The organism is Bacillus sp. JJ1122, from assembly GCF_036964885.1.
Taxonomy (GTDB): Bacteria; Bacillota; Bacilli; order Bacillales; family Cytobacillaceae; genus Mesobacillus.
Genome location: NZ_JBALQL010000014.1, coordinates 10,097 through 35,704, shown reverse-complemented (window position 1 = coordinate 35,704; position 25,608 = coordinate 10,097). Strand labels below are relative to the sequence as shown.

Annotated in this window: 22 protein-coding genes, 1 other RNA gene and 2 other annotated features; of the genes, 21 read left to right on the top strand and 2 right to left on the bottom strand. The window is 43.1% G+C overall.

What is annotated here, in order from left to right; translation table 11 throughout:
* Positions 1-116 precede the first annotated feature (116 nt).
* Both V7201_RS08170 and dtd read left to right on the top strand, forming a co-directional pair.
* On the top strand, positions 117-2,309 hold the full coding sequence (locus tag V7201_RS08170; protein WP_335376281.1) for a RelA/SpoT family protein: 2,193 nt from the start codon (positions 117-119) through the stop codon (positions 2,307-2,309).
* 12 nt (positions 2,310-2,321) lie between these two features.
* Positions 2,322-2,762, top strand: coding sequence for a D-aminoacyl-tRNA deacylase (dtd, locus tag V7201_RS08165; protein ID WP_335376280.1), 441 nt, complete (start codon positions 2,322-2,324; stop codon positions 2,760-2,762).
* Between the two features lie 61 nt (positions 2,763-2,823).
* Here the strand turns inward: dtd and V7201_RS08160 are convergent, their stop codons facing one another.
* Positions 2,824-4,599, bottom strand: a complete 1,776-nt coding sequence (locus tag V7201_RS08160) for an SH3 domain-containing protein (protein ID WP_335376279.1) — start codon at positions 4,597-4,599, stop codon at positions 2,824-2,826.
* A 179-nt stretch (positions 4,600-4,778) separates the two neighbouring features.
* Between V7201_RS08160 and V7201_RS08155 the strand changes: the two genes are divergently transcribed.
* The 5 genes from V7201_RS08155 to V7201_RS08135 all read left to right on the top strand — a co-directional run bounded on the left by V7201_RS08155 (position 4,779) and on the right by V7201_RS08135 (position 9,678).
* The gene (locus V7201_RS08155; protein WP_335376278.1) at positions 4,779-4,952 is read left to right on the top strand and encodes a hypothetical protein; all 174 of its coding nucleotides are present in this window, start codon (positions 4,779-4,781) and stop codon (positions 4,950-4,952) included.
* Between the two features lie 119 nt (positions 4,953-5,071).
* Positions 5,072-5,312 (top strand) — a binding site (T-box leader).
* Positions 5,313-5,416: 104 nt separating this feature from the next.
* On the top strand, positions 5,417-6,694 hold the full coding sequence (hisS, locus tag V7201_RS08150) for a histidine--tRNA ligase (protein WP_335376277.1): 1,278 nt from the start codon (positions 5,417-5,419) through the stop codon (positions 6,692-6,694).
* Between the two features lie 13 nt (positions 6,695-6,707).
* Positions 6,708-8,483 carry an aspartate--tRNA ligase gene (aspS, locus tag V7201_RS08145; RefSeq protein WP_335376276.1) on the top strand — a complete coding sequence of 592 codons (1,776 nt, stop codon included), beginning with the start codon at positions 6,708-6,710 and terminating at the stop codon, positions 8,481-8,483.
* A gap of 62 nt (positions 8,484-8,545) precedes the next feature.
* Positions 8,546-8,733: non-coding RNA, 6S RNA (ssrS, locus tag V7201_RS08140), on the top strand.
* Positions 8,734-8,916: 183 nt separating this feature from the next.
* Positions 8,917-9,678 carry a tRNA threonylcarbamoyladenosine dehydratase gene (locus V7201_RS08135; protein ID WP_335376275.1) on the top strand — a complete coding sequence of 254 codons (762 nt, stop codon included), beginning with the start codon at positions 8,917-8,919 and terminating at the stop codon, positions 9,676-9,678.
* 48 nt (positions 9,679-9,726) lie between these two features.
* On the opposite strand, the gene V7201_RS08130 is transcribed toward V7201_RS08135, so the two are convergent.
* Positions 9,727-10,998, bottom strand: a complete 1,272-nt coding sequence (locus tag V7201_RS08130; RefSeq protein WP_335376274.1) for a replication-associated recombination protein A — start codon at positions 10,996-10,998, stop codon at positions 9,727-9,729.
* 220 nt (positions 10,999-11,218) lie between these two features.
* Here V7201_RS08130 and cymR point away from each other — a divergent pair, with 220 nt between their 5' ends.
* The 14 genes from cymR (at position 11,219) to mltG (ending at position 25,480) form a co-directional block, all read left to right on the top strand.
* Positions 11,219-11,641: a cysteine metabolism transcriptional regulator CymR gene (gene cymR, locus V7201_RS08125; RefSeq protein WP_207500116.1), complete on the top strand. Its 423-nt coding sequence runs from the start codon at positions 11,219-11,221 to the stop codon at positions 11,639-11,641.
* A 39-nt stretch (positions 11,642-11,680) separates the two neighbouring features.
* Complete coding sequence (locus V7201_RS08120; RefSeq protein ID WP_335376273.1) at positions 11,681-12,829, top strand: cysteine desulfurase family protein; 1,149 nt, start codon at positions 11,681-11,683, stop codon at positions 12,827-12,829.
* Between the two features lie 42 nt (positions 12,830-12,871).
* Positions 12,872-13,987, top strand: coding sequence for a tRNA 2-thiouridine(34) synthase MnmA (gene mnmA / locus V7201_RS08115; RefSeq protein ID WP_335376272.1), 1,116 nt, complete (start codon positions 12,872-12,874; stop codon positions 13,985-13,987).
* Between the two features lie 115 nt (positions 13,988-14,102).
* The gene (locus tag V7201_RS08110; RefSeq protein ID WP_335376271.1) at positions 14,103-14,762 is read left to right on the top strand and encodes a tetratricopeptide repeat protein; all 660 of its coding nucleotides are present in this window, start codon (positions 14,103-14,105) and stop codon (positions 14,760-14,762) included.
* A 33-nt stretch (positions 14,763-14,795) separates the two neighbouring features.
* Positions 14,796-17,273 (top strand): SF1B family DNA helicase RecD2, encoded by a 2,478-nt coding sequence (recD2, locus tag V7201_RS08105; protein ID WP_335376270.1) that lies wholly within the window; start codon positions 14,796-14,798, stop codon positions 17,271-17,273.
* Between the two features lie 355 nt (positions 17,274-17,628).
* Positions 17,629-18,105: a PRC-barrel domain-containing protein gene (locus tag V7201_RS08100; protein ID WP_335376269.1), complete on the top strand. Its 477-nt coding sequence runs from the start codon at positions 17,629-17,631 to the stop codon at positions 18,103-18,105.
* 11 nt (positions 18,106-18,116) lie between these two features.
* Complete coding sequence (locus V7201_RS08095; RefSeq protein ID WP_207500111.1) at positions 18,117-18,308, top strand: hypothetical protein; 192 nt, start codon at positions 18,117-18,119, stop codon at positions 18,306-18,308.
* Positions 18,309-18,332: 24 nt separating this feature from the next.
* Positions 18,333-18,467, top strand: a complete 135-nt coding sequence (locus tag V7201_RS08090; protein ID WP_335376268.1) for a YrzQ family protein — start codon at positions 18,333-18,335, stop codon at positions 18,465-18,467.
* Positions 18,468-18,728: 261 nt separating this feature from the next.
* On the top strand, positions 18,729-19,808 hold the full coding sequence (locus V7201_RS08085; RefSeq protein WP_335376267.1) for an AI-2E family transporter: 1,080 nt from the start codon (positions 18,729-18,731) through the stop codon (positions 19,806-19,808).
* A 64-nt stretch (positions 19,809-19,872) separates the two neighbouring features.
* Positions 19,873-20,086 (top strand) — a binding site (T-box leader).
* A 74-nt stretch (positions 20,087-20,160) separates the two neighbouring features.
* Positions 20,161-22,794, top strand: a complete 2,634-nt coding sequence (alaS, locus tag V7201_RS08080; protein ID WP_335376266.1) for an alanine--tRNA ligase — start codon at positions 20,161-20,163, stop codon at positions 22,792-22,794.
* A gap of 77 nt (positions 22,795-22,871) precedes the next feature.
* Positions 22,872-23,141 (top strand): IreB family regulatory phosphoprotein, encoded by a 270-nt coding sequence (locus V7201_RS08075; RefSeq protein WP_023627198.1) that lies wholly within the window; start codon positions 22,872-22,874, stop codon positions 23,139-23,141.
* Positions 23,142-23,558, top strand: a complete 417-nt coding sequence (gene ruvX / locus V7201_RS08070; RefSeq protein WP_335376265.1) for a Holliday junction resolvase RuvX — start codon at positions 23,142-23,144, stop codon at positions 23,556-23,558. It abuts the gene before it with no gap.
* Between the two features lie 14 nt (positions 23,559-23,572).
* A complete protein-coding gene (locus V7201_RS08065; RefSeq protein ID WP_335376264.1) occupies positions 23,573-23,860 on the top strand; it encodes a DUF1292 domain-containing protein in 288 nt (95 codons plus the stop codon).
* A 468-nt stretch (positions 23,861-24,328) separates the two neighbouring features.
* Positions 24,329-25,480, top strand: a complete 1,152-nt coding sequence (gene mltG, locus V7201_RS08060) for an endolytic transglycosylase MltG (protein WP_335376263.1) — start codon at positions 24,329-24,331, stop codon at positions 25,478-25,480.
* The last annotated feature ends 128 nt before the right edge of the window (positions 25,481-25,608 follow it).

The window sequence follows — 25,608 nt, the reverse complement described above, 5'->3', positions numbered from 1 at the left end:
CCATTATAAGAATCATTATTTATATTAATGGTTTTTTAAAATATAAGTCGATTTTTCTCTAAATCCCGCATGAAGAAATGCGAGTTAATATAATGAAATAAAAATTAGGTGATCCTATGGCGAATGACCAGGTAATGACAGCAGAACAAGTCATTGACTGTACTAAATCATATTTGAATGATGAGCACGTGAAATTGGTAATGAAAGCATATGAGTTTGCCAGACAGGCTCATCATGACCAATTCAGAAAATCCGGGGAACCGTATATCATCCACCCAATCCAGGTAGCGGGAATTCTTGCTGACCTGGAAATGGATCCAGCAACGGTTGCGGCTGGTTTTCTTCACGATGTCGTTGAAGATACAGAGGTTACCCTTGATGATTTAAGAGACGCGTTCAATGATGAAGTGGCGATGCTTGTTGATGGCGTTACGAAGCTGGGTAAAATTAAATACAAGTCGCATGAAGAACAGCAGGCGGAAAACCACCGGAAGATGTTCGTGGCGATGGCACAAGATATCCGGGTCATCCTGATTAAACTTGCAGACCGTCTTCATAATATGAGGACTTTAAAGCATTTGCCGCTTGAAAAGCAGCGCAGGATCTCAAATGAGACTCTTGAAATATTCGCACCGCTGGCACACAGACTGGGTATTTCAAAAATCAAATGGGAACTTGAAGATACAGCATTGCGCTATTTAAATCCGCAACAGTACTATCGGATTGTCAATCTGATGAAGAAGAAGCGTGCGGAACGTGAACAATATTTAGATGAAGTCATTGTAGAAGTAAAAGATAGGCTCCATGAGGTTTCAATTAAAGCTGAAATTTCAGGAAGACCAAAGCATATTTATAGTATCTATCGAAAAATGGTCCTGCAAAACAAGCAGTTCAATGAGATTTACGACTTATTGGCTGTGAGGATTGTAGTAAATAGTATCAAGGACTGCTATGCTATCCTTGGGATTATTCATACCTGCTGGAAGCCAATGCCTGGCCGTTTTAAAGATTATATCGCTATGCCAAAACCAAATATGTATCAATCGCTTCATACAACTGTCATCGGACCAAAGGGAGACCCACTTGAAGTCCAGATCAGGACAGATGAAATGCACAGAATCGCTGAATTTGGGGTTGCGGCACACTGGGCATACAAAGAAGGGAAGCCGGTTGAAGGCGCCAACTTTGAGACCAAGCTATCATGGTTCAGGGAAATCCTTGAGTTCCAGAACGACACTGCCAATGCAGAGGAATTCATGGAATCTCTTAAAATTGACCTGTTCTCTGATATGGTATTTATTTTTACTCCTAAGGGTGATGTAATCGAATTACCTGCAGGATCTGTGCCAATTGACTTTGCATACCGGATCCATTCGGAAATAGGGAATAAAACAATCGGTGCTAAGGTCAATGGCAAGATGGTCACTCTTGATTACGAGCTGAAAACTGGCGATATCATTGAGATTTTGACGTCTAAACATTCATATGGTCCGAGCAAGGACTGGCTGAAGCTTGCCCAGACTTCACAGGCTAAGAATAAAATCCGCCAATTTTTCAAGAAGCAGCAAAAGGATGAAAATGTTGAAAAAGGCCGGGAGCTATTGGAAAAAGAGATTCGCAATATGGATTTCGATGTCAAAGAGATTCTTACTTCTGATAGCCTAAAAAAGGTTGCGGAAAAATTTAATTTTACAAATGAAGAAGATTTATTCGCGTCTATCGGCTACAACGGAATCACTGCATTGCAGGTAGCGAACAGACTAACGGAGAAGCTCCGCAAGAAGCGTGATCTTGAGCAGGAAAAGGATATAGCGAACGCTGTTTCAGAACTTAAGGCTTTTTCTCCTGTCAAAAAGCGGGAGTCAGGTGTCAGGGTTTCTGGCATTGATAACCTGCTCATACGCCTATCCCGCTGCTGCAATCCTGTTCCTGGGGATGAGATAGTAGGATTTATCACGAAGGGCAGAGGGGTTTCTGTACACCGCTCAGATTGTACAAATATCCATACTGACGATGCCCAGGCAAGACTGATTCCAGTGGAATGGGAAACAGCTCTGAACGATCGGAAAGAATATAATGTTGATATCGAAATCAGCGGATATGACCGGAGAGGGCTTCTTAACGAAGTTCTCCAGGCTGTTAATGAAACAAAAACTAACATTTCGGCCGTCTCCGGGAAATCTGACAGAAATAAAGTGGCGACAATTAATATGTCCATCGCAATCCATAATGTTAACCATTTACAAAAGGTTGTAGACCGGATTAAACAAATCCCAGACATTTATGCTGTCAGAAGGATGATGAGTTAAGGAGAGTCACAAATGCGTTTAGTAGTACAGCGTAGCAAAGAAGCTAAAGTAACAGTGGAGGGTGAAGTGACGGGCTCCATTGCGAAAGGGTTTGTTGTCCTTGTCGGCGTGACGCATGAAGACAAGGAAGAAGATGCAGCATTTCTTGCAGAAAAGGTTGCAAATTTGAGAGTCTTTGAAGATGAAGCCGGAAAAATGAATCTATCACTTCTTGATGTAGGAGGGGAGATTCTTTCGGTTTCACAGTTCACCTTGTACGGTGATTGCCGTAAAGGCCGTCGTCCCAACTTCATGGATGCAGCAAAACCGGAACATGCACTTTCCATTTATGAGGCCTTCAATCGATTCCTTACCGAAAAAGGAATCAAGGTTGATACAGGTATTTTTGGTGCGATGATGGATGTTCAGCTTACTAATGATGGCCCAGTAACATTAATCATTGACAGTAAATAAGATCAATAAAGAAGGGATCCCGCAATCATTGTGTGGGATCCCTTCTTTTTCGGTAAAACGATTAATTGTTATTCTTAAAATAGCGCGCCAGTCCATCAAAGATGCCATTTGCAACAGCTTGCTGGTATTGTGAGGTACTTACTAGCATTTCTTCTGCTGGATTGCTCAGATACCCTAATTCCACAAGTATAGCGTTTTGTCTGTTCTCCCTGAGAACATGGTAATCGCCAAAGCGAGTGCCGCGATCCTTAAGCATCGTCTTGCTGATCACCGATGAATGGATTTGCTCTCCTAAAGGCTTTTGGTTTGAATTGTAATAATAGGTAGTCATACCTCTTACACTGCGGTCATTTGTGCTGTCAAAATGAAGGCTGATAAACGCGTCGGCATTCTGGTAATGTGCTGTGCTGACGCGGGAACCGAGTGATATGTAAGAATCATTATTCCTAGTCATGATTACATTCGTTCCTGAAGCTTTAAGCTTGTCATATACAAGCTGTGCTGTTTTTAATGTCAGTGATTTTTCCAGCGTTCCTCTTACACCTGTTGTTCCATTATCCCTGCCCCCGTGGCCAGGGTCGATTACGATTGTCCTATTTTTTGTATGAATTTCTGCGCCAGGTTTTTCTATTTGTCCTGAGTTGCCCTGAATGGAAACAATCCAGCCTGCCACAAAGCCTGTTACCCCATTGGTCAGTGAAATTTCATACCAATCATTCTTGACGCTGATTACCTCGAATGCATCTCCCTGGTTTGCACGGGAGACCACCGCGCTGCCAGTGCTTGGACCTTTACGGATGTTGGTGCCATCGTGCAGGATATTAACAATGCTATTCTTCACAGGCTGATTAGGGCTAATAACTGGTCCGTTCTTCGTCTTCTCGAAAAACCATCCTGCTGCCCATCCTGTTTCGCCAGGCTTGTATTCGATTTTTACCCAGTTGTTCACTTCCTCTTTGATTTGAAAGCTTTGTCCCTGTGTGATAGTACCGATCACTTTGCCATCAAGAGCATTGCGATTCCTTACATACAGCTGTGAGGCTGTTACAGTGCCTGAATATTGGCTAGCAGGTGAAGATGGCTGCTTTTTATCAGACGATGTGTTTTTGTTCACCTTAAGAAATTGGTCGCTAACCCACGCTTTTTCTCCTGAATATGTAATTTCGGCCCAGCCATTAGACTGAGAAAATACTGAAACCTCTGCTCCGCGTTTTAAGGATCCTATTGTTTTTGCATTAGTCGAAGGCTTTTCACGGACATTCAAAGAGTCAGCAGTAACTACGCCTTTGGTTGTTGAATCCCCATTGTTTGCTGGAGTAGCAGTTCCTTTACTATCTTTAACCGTGATGATAAATTCCTTTGCTACCCAGCCTTGAATTGCTGAGGTGCGCACTTCGGTCCACTTATTATTAGAATTCACTATTTCTACAGCTTGTCCACTATTCAAAGACCCAATAACCTGAAATTCGGTCCCAGGGCCTTTTCTTACTCTCAGCCCATTGGCAGTTACGCTGCCAGTCGTGCTTGGTGGGTTTGGCGTTACAGCAGGCTGTACATTGGCTTGCATTTCAGTAAACCATTCTGCAACCCATCCCTTTTTATTGCTATCAAGACTGATCTGGATCCAATCACCGTCCTGCTTTATGATTGAATACTTTTCTCCCTTTTTAACCGAGCCCGCAACCGGGTAGCTTAAGCCGGGACCTTGTCTGACATTTAAGCTTGTAGCAGTAATTGTCAGTCTTCCATTATCCGCTTTTGCGATTTCTAAAGCTGGCAGGCTCCCGAAAATAAGCAAAAGGCAAAGGATGACTGGAACCATTTTATTTTTGGGCAATGCTCTCCCTCCCTATAATATATCTTTAAAAATATATTACCGGAATTTACCGGCAAAATCACGAGGTCTTTTTCCTTATATCGGATTTAACGGAGAAAAAATTAACTTTATAAAATTTCATGAAAAATTTTTAAAAGGATGGGAAGAATAGTTAGGAATAAAGGATGGAAGGTGATTACATGCGATTTAGTGAGAAGGGAATGGCCAGTTTCGGAGAAAATCAATTATTTGGCGTCGATTTTCATGATTTTATTCAGAAGGAACAAAGCTCTCATGTTGTGGAATTAGCATCTGAGTTCGGGCTTTCACTCCGTGACGTAAGAAAATTGAAAAAACAGCTTGAGCGTTCGTGAATTGACTAATCCAGTTCCAGCGATTAGCCGCTTGGGACTGAACAAGGCGCTTTCACTTTTTGTTCTTGACAATCGAAAATGGACTCCGTAATATAATATAAATAAAATATCATAGCGAAATAATACCGTTGATGGAGCACAGTAGCTGAGAAACACATGCCAAGAGAGGGAATGCCCTGGCTGAAAGCATTTCTGCATGATGACTTTGTGAATGAACACTCCGTAGGATCTTCTCTGAAACGTGGTTGAAAAACCATTAGTAGGAGTGGACGTACTCAGGCGTTAACTGTTAAAGAGGAAGTGCGTATCTACGCCTTCAATTAGGGTGGCACCACGGGAATCAAAGCTCTCGTCCCTTGTTATTATTACAAGGGATTGGGGGCTTTTTTGTATTTCTTTAAATTAGTAACAAATTTTTAAGAGATCCTTACATAACTAGATTGAAATAAAAAGGAGGATGCACTGTGGCAAATCAAATTAATATCCCACGGGGAACACAGGACATTTTGCCAGGCCAGGCTGAAAAATGGCAGCTGATCGAAGCGAAGGCAAGAGAGCTTTGCGAAAGATATCAATACAAGGAAATCCGCACACCAATTTTTGAACATACAGAATTATTTAAACGCAGTGTAGGGGACACAACAGATATTGTCCAAAAAGAGATGTACACTTTTACAGACAGAGGAGACAGGAGCCTGACTCTTCGTCCAGAAGGAACGGCGGCAGCTGTCCGTTCATTTGTGGAAAACAAAATGTTTGGACACGCCAATCAGCCTGTAAAGCTTTATTACATGGGACCAATGTTCAGATATGAACGCCCACAGGCTGGACGTTTCCGCCAATTTGTCCAATTTGGCGTCGAAGCTATGGGCAGTGCTGATCCAGCCATTGATGCAGAAGTAATTTCTCTGGCTATGTCCATATACCAGGAGCTTGGTTTAAAAAAGCTTAAATTAGTCATAAACAGCCTCGGAGACAAACAAAGCCGGCAGGCACACCGTGAGGCGCTGGTAAACCATTTTAAACCGAGGATTGGAGAGTTTTGCAGCGATTGCCAAAATCGACTCGAAAAAAATCCGATGCGGATTCTGGATTGCAAAGCTGACCGGGATCACGAATTGATGAAATCGGCTCCATCGATCATCGACTATTTAACTGATGATTCTGCACAATATTTCTCAAAGGTCACGAAATATTTAACTGATCTGGGAATTGAGTTTGAAGTGGACGCAAATCTAGTTCGCGGCCTTGATTACTATAATCACACGGCATTCGAAATCATGAGCAATGCAGAAGGATTCGGAGCCATCACAACGCTTTGCGGCGGTGGACGATATAATGGCCTGGTCGAAGAAATTGGCGGGCCAGAAACACCGGGCATCGGCTTTGCTTTAAGTATTGAAAGGCTGCTGGCCGCTCTTGATGCAGAAGGTGTAGAGCTTCCAGTAAAAGAAGAAATCGATTGTTATCTTGTCTCCCTTGGAGATACAGCGAAAGATTATACTGTGGGACTGCTTCATAAATTGAGAGCCGCTGGATTTTCAGCAGAACGGGACTATCTCGATCGGAAAATCAAGGCTCAATTCAAGGCAGCAGATCGAATGAATGCCAAATATGTTGCTGTTTTGGGTGAAGATGAATTAAAAGAAAATAAAATAAACCTAAAGTCCATGGCAGATGGAGAACAAATCGAACTGCCGCTTGAAGGTTTTATCGAAAAATTTCGGGAGATTTGCAAATAGAGGGGGAGTTTAAATGTTTGGGAGAACATATTTTTGCGGTGAAGTAACAGAAAAAGCAATTGGCGAAAAAGTTACATTAAAGGGTTGGGTACAAAAGCGCCGCGATTTGGGCGGACTTATTTTCATCGACCTGCGTGACAGAACGGGTATTGTCCAGATCGTGTTTAATCCGGATGTCTCACCAGAGGCTCTTGCCCTTGCAGAAAAAGTCCGTACTGAATATGTCCTCGACGTGATTGGAACTGTCATTGCCCGCAGCGAAGGAACGATTAATGAAAACCTTAAAACAGGTAAAATTGAGGTCCAGGCAGATGAGCTGACGATCATCAACGAGGCGAAAACAACTCCATTTATCATTGCCGACAAAACGGATGTATCAGAGGATGTCCGTTTGAAGTACCGCTATTTGGACCTTCGCCGCCCGGTGATGTTCGAAACTTTTAAAATGAGGCATCAGGTAACGAAAGCAATCCGTGATTTCCTTGATGGGGAAGAATTCCTGGATGTTGAGACACCGATCTTAACAAAGAGCACTCCTGAGGGAGCTAGAGACTATTTAGTGCCAAGCCGTGTTCATCCCGGTGAATTCTATGCTCTTCCGCAATCACCACAGCTATTCAAACAGCTTATGATGGTGGGTGGATTCGAGCGTTATTACCAGATTGCCCGCTGCTTCCGTGACGAAGATTTACGTGCTGACCGACAGCCTGAATTTACACAGGTGGATATTGAAACTAGCTTTATGAGCCAAGAAGATATCCTTGCGCTGGCAGAAAAAATGATGCAAAAGGTTATGAAGGATGTTAAAGGCATTGAATTGCATGCACCATTCCCACGCATGGGCTTTGATGAAGCGATGGACCGATTTGGCTCCGATAAGCCAGATACACGCTTCGGGATGGAATTGATCGACCTTTCTGAGACAGTAAAAGATTCTGGCTTCAAGGTGTTTGCTTCAGCAGTCGAAAACGGCGGCCAGGTAAAGGCCATCAATGTAAAAGGAGCAGCAGCCAACTACTCTCGTAAGGACATAGATGCACTGACTGAATTTGTGAGTGTCTATGGTGCGAAAGGTCTTGCATGGCTTAAAGCTGAAGAGGATGGGCTCAAAGGGCCTATTTCTAAATTCTTTGGTGATGCTGACCAGCAGGCTCTTAAAGGAAAGCTCGATGTCGAAGCAGGCGATCTCCTGCTGTTCGTTGCCGATAAAAAGAGTGTCGTTGCTGACGCACTTGGTGCATTGCGCTTAAAACTAGGAAAAGAGCTTGAACTAATTGACCAAAGCAAGTTCAACTTCCTTTGGATTACGGACTGGCCGCTTTTGGAGTTTGATGAAGAAGCAGATCGTTATTTCGCAGCTCATCACCCATTCACGATGCCAGTGCGTGAGGATCTTCCTTTGCTCGACAGCGATCCTGCTAAGGTAAAAGCTCAGGCATATGACCTCGTATTAAATGGCTATGAATTAGGCGGTGGTTCACTGAGGATTTTCGAACGTGACATCCAGGAAAAAATGTTCTCTGTACTTGGCTTCACCAAGGAACAGGCTGTTGAACAGTTCGGCTTCCTGCTTGAAGCATTCGAATATGGGACGCCACCACATGGCGGAATTGCACTGGGCTTGGATAGAATGGTCATGCTCCTTGCAGGCAGAACGAACCTTCGCGACACAATCGCGTTCCCAAAAACTGCTAGCGCAAGCGACCTGCTGACTGATGCTCCAGGTGAAGTCAGCGGTGCACAGCTAGACGAGCTTCATTTGGCGTTAAATGTAAAAAAAGACCAATAATATCCATTGGTCAATTCCTTGAACTTCGTTTTAGCCTGTGTTATTATACTAACAACAGATGAAGAGTCCTGATGTGTTCGTTGTCTAACCTGAAGTTTTGACCTAACATTTTTCCTTCGGGAGTCCGCGTTTTCGGGCCGCGTAAATGCCTCTGGCTAGAGGACTTACAGAAATCCGGAACAGGGCACCCACCTGCTGAGAGCGGGTTCAAGACGAAGGCACCTAAAACGACGGCACGATTGGGACTCTTCCTACATAACTCAAGTGAAAGCCATGCGAATCGCATGGTTTTTTTTGATTTATCATGTTCCGCGGAAAGAACATAAAATACAATAATTCCTATAAAAATACTTGAAATTAAAGAGGAGTATGTTATATTCAAAAGCGGGTATAGTTATTAACACCAATTAATACATGTTTGGAGTGAGTTTGAATGCTTCATCAATTTTCCAGGAATGAATTGGCCATTGGTAAAGAAGGCCTTGATATAATGAGAAATAGTACCGTTGCAGTATTGGGTATCGGCGGTGTAGGTTCTTTTGCTGCAGAAGCACTAGCTAGATCAGGAGTTGGCCGCCTTGTGCTCGTCGATAAGGACGATGTGGATATTACCAATGTAAACAGGCAGCTTATCGCCTTGCTTTCGACAGTTGGCAAGCCAAAGGTGGAAGTGATGCGCGACAGGATTAAAGATATCAATCCTGATTGCGAGGTAATCGACTTGAAGATGTTCTATACAGAAGAAACGTATGAACAATTCTTCAGTTATGACTTAGATTTTATCGTAGACGCATCAGATACGATATCTTATAAAATCCACCTAATCAAGGAAAGCCTGGAGCGGAAAATCCCGATGATTTCAAGCATGGGTGCTGCAAATAAGATGGACCCTACTCGTTTTATGATTGCAGATATTTTCAAGACTCATACTGATCCTCTTGCAAAGGTTATTCGTACACGCTTAAGAAAAGAGGGAATTAAAAAGGGAATCCCGGTTGTTTTCTCCGATGAAAGCCCGATTGTGATCCGTGAAGATGTGCGTAAAGAGGTTGGTAACGATAATGCTGAAATTCGTAAAGCGAAAATGCCGCCATCTTCAAATGCATTCGTACCATCAGCTGCTGGATTGATCATGGCTAGCCATGTTGTGAAGGAACTATTAAAAGATATTGAGATAAAACGAGTGAATGATTAAGAAGAATATATGAATAGTAAAGCGGATGGGCAATTGCAGCCCATCCGCTTATTTTTTGCCTGTTATTTTTTCATAGATCATTGCAAGTGCCTGTTCGAACTTGCCAGTCTTTTTAGGCTTGTAATAGATCTTGTTTTTTATCCTGTCTGGCAGATACTGCTGCTTAACCCATCCTCCCTCGTAATCATGCGGATAAAGATAGTTAACGCCTCTGCCCAGGTCTTTTGCTCCCTTATAATGGGCATCGCGTAAATGATCGGGTACTTCGCCGCTGATCCCTGATCGTATATCTGCCATTGCTGTGTCAATTGCGACAATCGCAGAATTGGATTTTGGTGATAAACATAATTCAATAACCGCATTTGCAAGCGGGATTCTTGCTTCAGGAAACCCAACTCTTTCAGCAGCTTCGATTGCCGCCAGGGTCCTTTGTCCAGCCTGGGGGCTGGCAAGTCCAATATCCTCATAAGCAATGACCAAAAGTCGCCTGTTTATGCTCACAAGGTCCCCAGCTTCAATCAATCTTCCAAGATAGTGAAGAGCGGCATTAACGTCACTGCCTCGGATCGATTTCTGAAAACCTGAAAGCACATCATAATGGGCGTCGCCATCTTTATCATGAGCGAGGCTTTTCTTCTGCATGCATTCTTCGGCTGTTCCTTCATTAATAATGATTACTTCGTTTTCACCTGGTTCAGTAGACAGTACTGCAAGCTCCAGTGCGTTCAAAGAACTTCGCACATCACCGCCAGAAGCTGTAGCGAAATGAGTAAGAGCTTCATCTGATATCGAGATATTTAAGTTTCCCAGGCCTCTTTCTTCATCTGAAATCGCTCTTTTTAAAGCTTCTTTTATATCATTTGGCTCGAGTGGTTTAAGCTCAAAAATCTGGCATCGGCTGCGGATCGCCGGATTGATAGCATGATATGGATTGCTTGTTGTAGCACCAATCAAAACGATCATCCCGTTTTCAAGGTAAGGAAGCAGGAAATCCTGTTTCGCTTTATCAAGGCGATGTACTTCATCCAGCAGCAATATGACCTTTCCTGACATCTTTGCCTCTGCAGCAACGATTTCCATATCTTTTTTATTATTCGTTACAGCATTAAGTGTTCTGAACGCGAAATTAGTACTGCCGGCAATTGCGCTGGCAATCGAAGTTTTCCCTATGCCGGGCGGTCCGTATAAAATCATTGAAGACAGCTGCCTTGCCTTGACCATTCTATTGATAATTTTTCCTTCAGCTACCAGGTGCGACTGGCCAATCACTTCTTCAATCGTCCGGGGGCGCATCCTGAAAGCGAGAGGTTTAAGATTCATATCCATCGCTCCAATAAAACATATATTCGTATTTATACAATAACACGAACGGCACGCTTGCGCATTGTCCATGCAATTTGTGCTATAATGTCAAAAGCCTACCTATTAACTGAGGATTTTGTTAAAATTTAATTATAAATGCCGCATGGGGCATAAAAATATAATCTGTATTACCTATTAAAAAAAATTTCTTTCAGAACAATGAAATAGAGGTGCTTTTATGAAAATTTCTACTAAAGGCCGGTATGGACTTACGATTATGATTGAACTTGCCAAGAAATATGGGGAGGGCCCTATTTCCCTTAAGTCTATTGCGCATACTAATGATTTATCAGAGCATTACTTAGAACAACTAGTCGCTCCGCTCAGAAATGCAGGTCTTGTTAAAAGTATACGCGGAGCATATGGCGGTTACATCCTGGGAGACTTGCCTTCAAAAATTTCGGCTGGTGACATTATCCGTGTATTGGAAGGCCCGATTAGCATTGTAGAGGGAATCGAAGACGAGGAACCTGCGAAGCGTGAGCTATGGACGCGAATCAGGGACGCGGTGAAGGATGTACTTGATAATACTACAATCGAAGATCTTGCAAACCATACAGATAACTTTGGCGAATCGGACGCCTATATGTTTTATATTTAGTTTTTTACAGTGAAAATCTTCTGAAGAGAGGGTATTATTTTGGAAAGAATTTATCTGGACCATGCTGCAACTACACCGATTCATCCTGAAGTCTTAGCTGTGATGGTAAAAGTGATGGAAGCTGATTTTGGCAATCCATCAAGCATCCATCATTTTGGCCGTGAAGCACGCAAAATCCTGGATGACACTCGGCATGAACTTGCTGTCAGCATTGGGACGAAAGCAAATAACATCATTTTCACAAGCGGTGGAACGGAAGCGGATAACTTAGCGATTATCGGTTATGCGGAAAATAATCGTACAAAGGGTAAACATATCATTACGAGCCAGATTGAGCACCATGCTGTTTTGCATAGCTGTGAAGAGCTTGAGAAGCGTGGTTTTGAGGTTACGTATCTTCCTGTCGATGAGAATGGCTCTGTTTCTGTGCAGACAGTTGCCAAAGCTTTAAGGGAAGACACAATCCTCGTAACAATCATGCATGGAAATAACGAGGTTGGTACAATCCAGCCGATACGTGAAATCGGTGAACTGCTTTCGGGACACCAGGCCGTTTTCCACACGGATGCTGTACAGGCGTACGGAATTGAAAAACTGAGGGTGGATGATTTGCAGGTAGACCTCCTTTCCGTTTCGGCCCATAAAATCAATGGACCAAAGGGAATAGGTTTTCTATATATCCGTGAAGGAATTAAGCTGGCTCGTCAGGTGTTCGGCGGTGAACAGGAGCGGAAACGGCGGGCAGGGACTGAGAACGTCGCTGCGATTGCTGGCTTCCGTAAAGCTGTTGAGCTATCTATAAAGGAATTAGAAAGTAAACGTACTGATTATAAGGAGTTCAGGAATGTGTTCATTGACAAACTTCATACGAGCGGAATCTCTTTCCATCAGAACGGATTGCTTGAAAATTCACTGCCGCATATTTTAAACTTAAGCTTTCCGGGAACGAATGTCGAGGCGATGCTAGTCAATCTTGATCTCGCTGGCATAGCTGCATCAAGCGGCTCCGCATGTACGGCTGGTTCGATTGACCCTTCTCATGTGCTCGTAGCGATGTTCGGAAAGGAATCTGACCGTTTAACCAATTCGATCCGTTTCAGTTTCGGTTTAAATAATACAAGAGATCAGGTTGAAAAAGCTGCAGAAGAAACAGCTAAGATTGTTCAGAGGCTGACGAAAAAAAGGTAGCAGTCAGGTAAAATAGTTTAGAAAGAAATGAGGTGAAGCATAATGGAAAAATCACCAAAAGATACTAGAGTGGTGGTTGGGATGTCTGGAGGTGTCGACTCCTCAGTAGCTGCGCTGCTTTTAAAGGAACAGGGATATGACGTCATCGGTATTTTTATGAAAAACTGGGATGATACGGATGAAAACGGCGTTTGTACGGCAACAGAGGATTATGAGGATGTAATCCGTGTCTGCAATCAAATTGGCATTCCATATTATGCAGTTAATTTTGAAAAACAATATTGGGATAAGGTTTTCACTTATTTCCTCGATGAATATAGAGCGGGCCGGACGCCAAACCCTGATGTTATGTGCAACAAGGAAATCAAATTCAAGGCATTTCTTGAGCATGCCCTTAATCTAGGTGCAGATTATCTTGCAACGGGCCATTATGCCCGTGTGGAAGACCGTGATGGTGAAAGGAAGATGCTCCGCGGCCTGGATGAGAATAAGGACCAGACATATTTCTTGAACCAGCTCGACCAGAGCCAGCTGGAAAGAGTCCTTTTCCCAATCGGGAACCTGGAGAAAAAGCGGGTCAGGGAATTGGCAGTGGAAGCAGGTCTTGCCACTGCAACAAAGAAAGACAGTACAGGCATCTGCTTTATCGGCGAAAGAAATTTTAAAGAATTTCTCGGCAATTACCTTCCAGCTCAGCCAGGAAACATGGAAACGATGAGCGGTGAGGTAAAAGGGAAGCATGACGGTCTGATGTATTACACGATTGGACAGCGCCAGGGGCTTGGAATCGGCGGATCAGGTGAACCTTGGTTTGTCGTTGGCAAGGACCTAGAACGAAATGTTCTGCTTGTCGAGCAAGGTTTTCATAATGAGCTGCTCTATTCAGACAGCATCACGGCAGTCAATATCAGCTTCGTTTCAGACAAGCCTAAACCAAAGGCTTTTGAATGTACAGCTAAGTTCCGTTACCGCCAGCCTGACAATGCAGTGACTGTTGAAATGCAAGAGGATGGCACAGCAAAAGTGTTATTTAAAGAACCAATCAGGGCTGTGACTCCTGGACAGGCAGTCGTATTTTACAACGGCGAAGAATGCCTTGGAGGCGGAACGATTGACGAGATTTTCAAGGATGGCAGCAAATTGACTTATGTCGGATAATAATCTTGAATTCATCCCCGGCAATTTAGCTTCGCCGGGGATTCTTGCATGAACATAGGGTAACTTAAAATGCGCAGGTTTATGATATACTTGCATGGAGATTGGAGTGGAAAAAATGGATAAAAACCAGGCAGGAATCCAGTTTATGAAAGAAGGAAAATGGGAGGAAGCGGCTCAGGCATTCATGGAAGCTATTGAAGCCCAGCCAGCAGATCCTGTAGCATACATAAATTTCGGGAATGTACTGACTGCAGTTGGTGATACCGATAGAGCTTTGAACTTTTACAATAAGGCAATCAACCTTGATGAGAATGCCACCACTGCCTATTACAGCAAAGGCGGCGTTTATTATGATGCGCAAAATTTCGAAGAAGCCAAAAACATGTTTGAGCTGGCAATGAAAAAAGGTCTCGAAACAGGGGACAATTACTTCATGCTTGGAATGAGCCTTGCACAGATGGGGAATAGCAGGCTTGCTCTTCCTTATTTACAGAGAAGCACGGAGCTTCTTGAAGATGATGCAGAAGCGCTTTTTCAGTATGGATTATGCCTCGCTCGAGAAGGTTTTATTGACGAAGCGATCACTAGCCTTGAGAAGGCAGTGCAGCTAGACGCACAGCATGCCGATGCTCTTTATAATCTAGGGGTTGCCTACGGTTTTAAGGAAGATGGCGAAAAGGCGCTGGAAATGTTCAATCGCGCCTTAGAAGTTCAGCCAGATCACTTGCTGGCTGGACATGGCAAAAAGTTGATTGAGGGACAGGATCTCCAATAATACATATGAATCTGCGGAAAGGGGGGAAATCCATTGGAAAAGCAAGACTCGCTTGATTTGTTTTCAGAACAAGGAAAGTTCATGAAGGGAAAGCATCTTGTCACTATTTTTCATAACGAACAAAACCTTTACACAGTACTTAGGATCAGGGTCGAGGAAACGAATGAACAGTATGAGGATAAGGAAGCGGTCATTACCGGCTATTTCCCCCGTGTTCACGAGCAGGAAACCTACATATTTTTTGGTGAAGTGAAAGAGCATCCGAAATTTGGGACACAATTCCAGGCTACTCATTTCCGAAAGGATTTGCCGCAATCAAAACAGGGCATCGTCAGCTATTTATCGAGTGAACTCTTTAAGGGAATCGGTAAAAAAACAGCCGAGAAAATCGTGGAAACACTTGGAGAAAAGGCGATAACAAGAATTATTGAGAACCCTTCAGTCCTTGACCAGATTCCAAAGCTGGCTCCTGAAAAGGCTAAGGACTTATACGATACACTGATGGAGCACCAGGGACTTGAACAGGTAATGGTGGCACTGAATCAATATGGCTTTGGTCCGCAGCTTTCGATGAAAATCTACCAGGTATATAAAGAGCAGGCAATCGAAGTGATCCAGAACAATCCCTATAAACTCGTCGAGGACATTGAAGGAATCGGCTTTGGGAGAGCGGATGAGCTTGGGGGCCAGCTTGGGTTGACTGGCAATCATCCAGACCGTATAAAGGCTGCCTGCCTGTATACTCTTGAAAGTTCGAGTCTTCAAGGCGGGCATGTTTTTATGGAAGCGGAGTCTTTACTGGTCGATGTGAAAAAGCTTTTAGAAGACAACCAAAATATTGAGATTGAGTTCACTGATATCTCCAAAGAATTGATTCAGCTAGGTGAAGAAGGCAAGCTGATTGCCGAGGAACAGAAAATCTATCTGCCATCCCTTTATTATTCAGAACGAGGGCTTGTGAAAAATATTAAAAGGATCCTTGAACAGACAGAATATGAAAACCAGTTTCCTGAATCGGAATTTCTGCTTGCTCTTGGTAATCTGGAAGAACGACTGGGGGTCCAATACGGGCCAAGCCAAAAGGAAGCGATCCAGACAGCCCTAATGTCTCCGATGATGATTTTGACAGGAGGACCAGGAACTGGGAAGACAACTGTCATAAAAGGGATTGTCGAATTGTATGCCGAATTGCATGGCTGTTCACTGGATCATAAAGATTATAAAAAAGAAGAACCCTACCCATTCCTGCTTGCCGCTCCTACAGGTCGCGCCGCAAAGCGGATGACTGAATCCACTGGACTGCCTGCCGTGACAATCCACCGGCTGCTTCGCTGGAATGGAGCATCAGGATTTGAACATAACGAGGATCAGCCTTTGGAGGGCAAGCTTCTGATTATTGATGAAACCTCAATGGTTGATATCTGGCTTGTACATCAATTATTCAAGTCACTGCCTGACCATATTCAAGTTATTGTGGTGGGAGATGAAGATCAGCTTCCTTCTGTAGGGCCTGGTCAGGTGCTCAAGGATTTACTCGATTCTGGAAGGGTTCCAACGGTCCGTTTGACGGATATTTACCGTCAGGCAGAAGGATCATCCATCATCGAACTGGCGCATCAAATTAAAAAAGGGAAATCTCCAGGTGATATTTCCGTACAGAAGCCTGATCGCTCTTTTATCAAATGCAATACGAACCAGATTCCCCAGGTTGTCGAAAAGGTCGTTGCCAATGCAAAGAAGAAGGGGTATTCACCGCGGAATATCCAGGTCCTTGCGCCGATGTACCGAGGACCTGCGGGAATTGACCGTTTGAATGAGCTTTTACAGGAGTTGTTCAACCCTAATCCCGATGGTTCGCGGAAAGAACTGGCTTTTGGAGATATAAAATACCGGATTGGCGATAAAGTTTTGCAGCTTGTGAACCAGCCTGAAGCAAATGTGTTCAATGGCGATATGGGAGAAGTAGTCGCGATTTTCTACGCAAAGGAAAATACCGAAAAACAAGACCAGCTCATTGTCTCATTTGATGGCATTGAGGTAACCTATAACAGGCCAGACTTATCACAAATTACGCATGCTTATTGCTGTTCCGTCCATAAATCTCAGGGAAGTGAATTTCCGATTGTCGTTCTTCCTGTCGTGAAAAGCTACTATCGGATGCTGCGCCGGAACCTGATTTATACTGCGATTACGAGAAGCAAACAATTCCTGATCCTGGTAGGCGAAGAGGATGCCTTGAAAATGGGCATTGAACGCGGAGAAGATACGGAGCGGAATACAACACTTGTCGAAAAGCTCGTTGAGATGCTTCCTGAGATAGGTGGAGAAGAAAAAGCGAAGGAAGACATTCTTTCTGTTGATTTTTCTGATCGGAAGTTAGTAAATTCAGGGGCAAAAGAGAGTGAAAATGAAGAGGGACTTAATTACTTAGAAATAATTAAGAACGCAGACCCGATGATTGGAATGGAGAATGTCACTCCATACGATTTCATGGAGGAACGTGGAAGCTGAAAAACATCTGAAACTCGCTTATCAAATAGCGGGTTTTTTTGATATTACCAGTTAGAATCGATTTAATACCAGTTGGCTCGATTATAATACCAGTTAGCATCAATTTAATACCAGTTGGCCCGAATATAATACCAGTTAGAATCAATTTAATACCAGTTGAAGTTTGAGCAGAATATATAAAAGCTGTTAAGGCCATAGGAGCAGAAATCCAAGCCTTTCGGGGGAAATGTCTCGGGGTGCAGGCCCCTAAAAAGATTCAGGAACAAAATCTTCAAGGCTGATGGAAAACGTTACACCTCATGAATTCCAGGATGAGAGCGGAAACTAAAAATGTTCGGAAAGGCGGGACACACTTTTGCGGACATTTTCACTATTAAAGGGTCTTCCTGTGTATGAATTGGCAAGTGGGCAAAAACTGGGCGAAGTTTGTGATGTGAGCATTTCAAGCAATGGAAGCGTAGTAGGCTTACTTGTTAAAAAAGGTGCGTTCATTAAGAAAACGTGTCAAGTCAAGGTAGACAATGTTGCTTCCTTTGGCTGCGATGGGATCATGGTAAACAACCTGTCAGCATTGGAACCAATGGAGACAGAACCTGAATATACATTTGAACACAACCAGAGCCTTGCAGGGAAAATGCTCCTTTCTGAGGAAGGAGAGCAGCTAGGGTTAGTAGACGACGTATATTTCATGGAAGAATTGGGAACGATTGTAGGGTACGAATTAACGGATGGCTTTTTTTCGGATATCACGAATGGAAAGCGTGTGATCAAGTCCATTGGTCCGCCTGCAATCGGAAAGGATGCCATCATCGTCACTGTCAAATCGAGATGAGGTGTCCCTGTATGTTAAGTTGTCCCAATTGCAGAAGCAAGGATATCGGCAAAATTGGAATTAACCAATATTATTGCTGGAATTGCTTTATTGAACTGTCTCTTTCTAAAGGTCTGATTCATACCCACCAAGTTGAGGAAGATGGAACATTAAGCTCCCTTGACGACTTATTTGATGAAGATCAACGTCAATATGGCATGTAAAATTAAACTATAGAGGTGAAACATATGAATAAAATGTTAACCTCCGTTATTGCATTTGGCGCTGGGATGGCAGCCTATAATTATGCTTCCAACAACAATATGATGTCTGGAAGGAAAATGAAGAGGATGTCTAAGAAAGTGGCGAGAGCCTTATTTTAGAATAAACTCTATCCCCTGTATTTTATGCAGGGGATTTTTGTATTCAAGTTGGAAAAAATAAAACGAAATTTCCAATTCGCTATAATAAAGAGAATTTCGCTATAAAAAAATTTTTTTAGCTATATTCTTTAAATTATCGCTATAAAAAAGCGTTTTTCGCTATAAAATCAATAACATCGCTATAAAAAGATCTGGACCCGGGCTAATAATGTATAATCGCCCCTCTTTCTCTCAAGAATAAACAGTAGGATGGTGGAACGGATGAATATCCAGATGAAATGGTATTACCGGCTTGGATTTCTTCTCCTTTTGTTTATTGTTCTCTATATCTTTGTCAAACTCCAGGCATTATGGGTGCCTATCCTGGAAGTGCTATTTACGCTTTTTGTTCCATTTGCTGTCGCAGCGTTCATTACATATCTGCTTCACCCGATAGTGGAAGGCCTCCATCAGCACGGGCTCCATCGCGGAATTGCAATCCTGATCATTTATATTTTGTTCTTTGGCGGGTTGGGCTTCGCTTTTTACAAAGGAATCCCGGCATTGATTCATCAGCTGAGGGATCTTGCTGAAAATGCACCATATTTTGCGGAGCAGTATAAAGGTATGGTCAATAACATCATGGACCAGACTTCGTCGTGGCCCGCTGGCATCCATGAAAGGATCGAGGATGGCATCAACCGGATGGAGACATGGCTGGATGGGGTGCTTGCCGGAGTAATGACGTTCTTGATGGATATCATCAATTCAATCCTTACGATAGCAGTCATTCCGTTCATTGCCTTTTATATGCTGAAAGATTTCGATGCAATGAAAAAGGCGGCATGGTATATCACGCCGCGGCAGTGGAGACAACCGGGGACAAAGTTCCTTCATGATGTTGACAAGTCGCTTGGAAGCTATATACGCGGGCAGCTGCTTGTATGCCTCGTGATCGGGGTCCTGTCAACGATCTTTTTTTGGATCGCCGGCATAAAATATTCACTTCTGCTGGGGGCGATTGTCGGCATCACGAATGTAATCCCGTATTTCGGGCCAATCATCGGTGCTGTACCAGCAGTTATTATCGCGGCAACTATGTCTGTGAAAATGGTGCTGATTTCACTCGCGATTGTCTTTTCTCTGCAATTTTTAGAGGGGAATATTCTTTCCCCATTAATTGTTGGAAAAAGTCTTCATATGCACCCGCTAATGATCATGTTTGCCCTGCTGGCAGGGGGAGAAATTGGCGGGATTCTAGGGTTAATCCTTGCTGTGCCGGTTCTAGTAGTATTAAGAGCGGCCCTTATCCATGCGAAAGATCATATTATTTTAGAAAGAAAAAAAGAAAGGCCGACATAAATTTTACGAAGTCGTTTGACAAACTGAAAACGGCTATATATAATTCGGCTATAGAATAATAATTAGCAAAATGTAGAAGGAACGAGTATGTTATAGACCATCGTTAAGAGAGGAATTCCATGGGCTGGAAGAATTCCCGATGAAGGATAACAGAAGGCTATTCCGGAGTGCAGGCAAAACCTGCCGTAGCAGCCGCGTTAAGGCGTTATTGAGAGATGGGCGCACGTGTTCCGCGTCCATAATCAGGGTGGTACCGCGAGCAAGCTCTCGTCCCTGTCCAGGGATGAGGGCTTTTTTTGTTGCCTAAAATCCCTGAAATGCTTAATTTTGACCGATTTAGGAGGTTGTGTATATGAAAAAACTAACAGGTTCTGAAATCAGAAAAATGTATCTTGAATTTTTTAAGGAAAAGGGTCATGCCATCGAACCGAGTGCTTCACTCGTCCCTCACGACGATCCATCTCTGCTATGGATTAACAGCGGTGTTGCGACTTTGAAGAAGTATTTTGACGGCCGGGTTGTCCCTGAAAATCCAAGAATCACAAACGCACAGAAGTCAATCCGTACAAATGATATCGAGAATGTCGGCAAAACTGCACGGCACCATACATTCTTCGAAATGCTTGGAAACTTCTCAATAGGTGATTACTTCAAGGTTGAAGCGATTGAATTCGCTTGGGAATTCCTTACAGATAAAAATTGGATTGGGTTTGATCCAGAAAAGCTGTCAGTAACCATTCATCCAGAAGATGATGAAGCATTCAACATCTGGCGAGAAAAAATCGGGGTTCCTGAAGAACGTATTATCCGTCTTGAAGGAAACTTCTGGGATATAGGCGAAGGACCAAGTGGACCGAATACAGAAATTTTCTATGACAGAGGACCAGAATACGGAAATGATCCTGAAGATCCGGAATTATATCCTGGCGGCGAAAATGATCGTTACCTTGAAGTATGGAACCTTGTATTCTCTGAATTCAACCATAATCCGGATGGCACATACACTCCGCTTCCGAAGAAAAACATCGATACAGGAATGGGTTTAGAGCGTATGGCTTCAGTTGTCCAGGACGTTCCAACCAATTTTGACACTGATTTGTTCATGCCGATCATCAATAGCACAGAAGAGATTTCTAGTGAAAAATATGGCGTTTCAAAGGAAAAGGATGAAGCATTCAAGGTTATTGCTGACCATATTCGTACGGTAGCATTTGCAGTCGGCGACGGTGCTCTTCCATCAAACGAAGGCCGAGGATATGTACTCCGCAGACTGCTGCGCCGCGCTGTCCGATATGCAAAAAAATTGAACATCAACCGTCCGTTCATGTTCGAATTAGTACCTGTAGTTGGTGAAATCATGCATGATTTCTATCCAGAGGTAAAAGAAAAAACAGATTTTATACAAAAAGTCATTAAAAATGAAGAAGATCGTTTCCATGAAACACTTCATGAAGGTCTTGCAATTCTTTCTGATCTAATCAAGAAAGAAAAGGAAAAAGGCAGCGGCATGATTCAGGGCAAGGATGTCTTCCGCCTTTATGATACTTATGGCTTCCCGGTTGAACTTACGGAGGAGTATGCCGAAGATGAGGGCATGAAGGTTGACCATGAAGGCTTTGAGATCGAGATGGAGTCTCAGCGTGAAAGAGCAAGGGCTGCACGACAGGATGTAGGATCCATGCAGGTCCAGGGCGGAGTTCTTGGCGACATTAAAGTTAGCAGCGAATTTGTTGGATACGATATTTTTGAATCAAACAGCAAGATCGTAGCACTAGTGAAAGACGGACAGCTGGCAGATACGGCAGTTGCTGGGGAAGAAATCGACTTCATCCTGGATATTACTCCTTTCTACGCAGAAAGCGGAGGACAAATCGCGGACAAAGGCACGATTACAGCTGATGGAGTAAGATTATCTGTAAAGGATGTCAAGAAAGCTCCTAATGGACAGAACCTGCATCACGCAGTTGTTGAAGAAGGCACTGTCACAAGCGGCATGGAAGTATCGGCAAAGGTTGACCAGGACAACCGCGCAAAAATCATCAAGAACCATACTGCAACACACCTGCTTCACCAAGCATTGAAGGATATACTCGGTACGCATGTAAACCAGGCTGGATCACTTGTCGAACCTGACAGACTTCGTTTTGACTTCTCCCACTTTGGCCAGGTAACAGCTGAAGAACTTGAAAAGGTAGAAGCAATCGTGAATGAGAAAATCTGGAGAAGCATCCAGGTGGATATTAGCTTAAAACCAATCGCTGAAGCTAAGGAAATGGGAGCTATGGCTCTGTTCGGCGAAAAATATGGTGATATTGTCCGAGTTGTCAGAGTTGGAGATTACAGCTTAGAGCTTTGCGGCGGCTGCCATGTTGCTAATACATCTGTTATCGGATTATTCAAGATTGTTTCTGAAGGCGGTATCGGTGCGGGAACACGAAGGATCGAGGCTGTGACAGGCGAGGCAGCTTACAGAGTGCTGAACGATCAGATTGCAATCCTGAAAGATGCAGCTGCAAAATTAAAGACCGCTCCTAAGGAAGTAGCAAACAGAATTGATACAATGCTGGTTGAAATAAAGCAGCTTCAGCGCGAAAATGAATCTCTTGCTGCAAAATTGGGTAATATTGAAGCAGGAAGCCTTGCATCTAAAGTAAAAGAAGTGAATGGTGTTCAATTGCTTGCCGCTCGTGTTCAGGCTGCTGATATGAACAGCCTAAGAAACATGGCTGATGATTTGAAGCAAAAGCTGGGTTCAGCTGTCATCCTTCTTGGAACGACTGATGGAAGCAAAGTGAATTTGATTGCTGCTGTAACAGATGATTTGATACTCAAGGGCTACCAGGCAGGAAAGCTGATCAAGGAAGCAGCATCCATTTGCGGCGGAGGCGGCGGAGGCCGTCCAGATATGGCTCAAGCTGGCGGAAAAGACCCATCAAAACTCGACAATGCCATTCAATTTGCCGAAGAATGGGTTAAATCAATTTGATATAAAGGGAAAGTAGTGTAGAATGAAGGTAATCTAAGAAGATTTTGCCTTCCATTTTTAGAAGTGAGGTGCATTCGATGAGCTCGTTTGATAAAACGATGAGATTTAATTTTCCCGAAGAGCCTTTTGAGCATGATGCGAATGAAGTCCTGCTGCAGGTCTATGAAGCATTGCAGGAAAAAGGATATAACCCGATCAACCAGATTGTCGGTTATCTGCTCTCTGGCGATCCGGCTTATATTCCCCGCCATCGGGATGCCCGCAATATCATCCGCAAGCTGGAACGGGATGAAATTATTGAGGAATTGGTTAAATCCTATTTAAGGAACCACCGAGAGGGGAAATAAATGCGTACGATGGGATTGGATGTCGGCTCAAAAACGGTCGGCATTGCACTGAGCGATGAATTTGGATGGACTGCTCAGGGACTTGAAACATTGAAAATAAACGAAGAAGAAAATGTGTTTGGTTTCGATGAATTAGGTAAAATAATAAAAGAGTACGAAGTCAGCAAAGTTGTCGTTGGATTGCCTAAAAACATGAATGGCACAATCGGACCCAGAGGCGAAGCCAGCCAATTCTTTGCCCGTGAATTGGAAGAACGCTTTGGCGTCCCTGTCATTCTTTGGGACGAGCGTTTAACGACAGTAGCAGCAGAGCGTGTTTTGCTGGAGGCAGATTTAAGCCGAAAAAAGCGCAAAAAAGTCATTGATAAAATGGCGGCAGTAATGATTCTACAAGGCTATCTTAATAGCCAAAATTAAATGAGGTGACTTTAATGGATCACGGAGAAAACAACATTACAGTAGTAGACGAAAACGGTAACGAACAATTATGTGAAGTGCTTTTTACATTTGACTCTGAAGAGTTCGGCAAGTCTTATGTTTTATACTATCCAATCGGTGCAGATGAAAGCGACGATGAGGAAATTGAAATTCACGCTTCATCATTTATTCCAACTGAAGATAATAAAGATGGGGAATTAATGCCTATCGAAACGGACGAAGAATGGGACATGATCGAAGAAATGCTTGAAACGTTCCTTGCTGAGCAAGACGAAGAATAAAACATGCAAGAGACCAGGCTCAAATGGGCCTGGTCTTTTTTTTATCCACGTTTATAAATGCTTTCTCTCAAAACTGCTGCAGGCTTTATACCAGCTTCTATTGTTTTAAAAGTTCAAATTCTCGTAAAAGGTAAATCACTCCAGAACATCTCAACGGAATATTTCTTTCCTGAATGGTGATGGAAACCCTCCCAGAATAACTCAGGCGATATTTCTCTCTTGAATGTTATGACCACTATAAGACAGCACCTGAAGCAGGATTCAAGTTATGAGCAGTTTTAAAAACATCATCAAACTAATCGGATGCCATTTCTTTATGATTTTCTTGTCGGATGATAAGTTAATTTGTCGCTTGGGGTATTTTTTCGTAATTATTTGCAAATAAAAATATAAAATATAGTATAATGGTGCGAGATGTGAAAATAGAGAGTTTCCAGGTGATTAGCCCTGTGACTGGAGGGGGAGCTTATGTCTGACGAGAAAAATATAAATAACTCTAACAATGACAAAAAAAATGGAATTGCTGAGAAATTAATCGAGCAGCAGAAGGAAGCAAGGGTTGTCCGCAGGATTGTCTTCATCACTGCCATTGTGGCGATTCTACTGATTGGCGCCTTGGGCGGAGGCGGTTATTACTATATAAAATCCGCATTAAAGCCCGTTGATGAAAACAGCAAGAAAAATATCAATGTAACGATTCCAATCGGTTCTTCTACTGGCGGGATTGGTAAAATATTAGAGGACAAAGGTGTCATTAAAGATGCCAGGATTTTTAAATATTACGTGAAGTTTAAGAATGAGTCCGGTTTCATGGCTGGTGATTATAAAATGAATCCTTCCATGACCATTCCTGAAATTATCTCAAGTTTAAAAACGGGAAAAGTCATGCAGGACGTGGTCATGAAAATCACGATTCCAGAAGGCAAACAGCTGTCACAAATTGCTGGAATCATTGCTGAAAAAACACAGCAGGACCAGGAACAAATCTTTAAACAGCTGAATGATAAAGAATTTGTGAAGAAAATGATGGGGAAATATCCTGATGTACTGTCAGAGGAAATCTTGAATGAAAAGGTCAAATATCCTCTTGAGGGCTATTTATTCCCGGCGACATATCCTTTCTATTCCGAGAAGCCAACGGTCGAAGAAATTGTGACGGTCATGCTCAGTAAAACTAAGACAGTACTGGGTGAATTCAAAGGCCAGATGGAAGAAAAAGAAATGTCGACCCATCAGGTAATGACGATGGCATCGCTGATCGAAGAAGAAGCAACTGAAAAGGTTGATCGCGATAAAATCGCAAGCGTCTTCTACAATCGAATGGAAGCCGGAATGATGCTTCAGACTGACCCGACTGTCCTTTATTCCCATGGAGAGCATAAAGACCGGGTACTGTATGAGGATCTCGAAATCGACGATCCTTACAATACCTATAAATACACAGGATTACCTCCTGGACCAATAGCCAATCCAGGTGTAGTATCAATTGAAGCGGCACTGGCACCTGCTGACACAGACGATTTGTATTTCCTTGCAACATCTACTGGCGAGGTTCTCTTCTCTAAGACATTGGAGGAGCACAATCGTAAAAAGAATGAACATATCACAAGCAAAAAATAGTAATACCTATAGGGAGATGCAGAAAGATTAGCATTTCCCTTCTTATTGTGGTAAAATAATTCAAGTGTTTTTTTCTAGCTAAAAAGATTACTTTTTTTACTTAGATTACTGTCTAGCTCCAGCGCCTA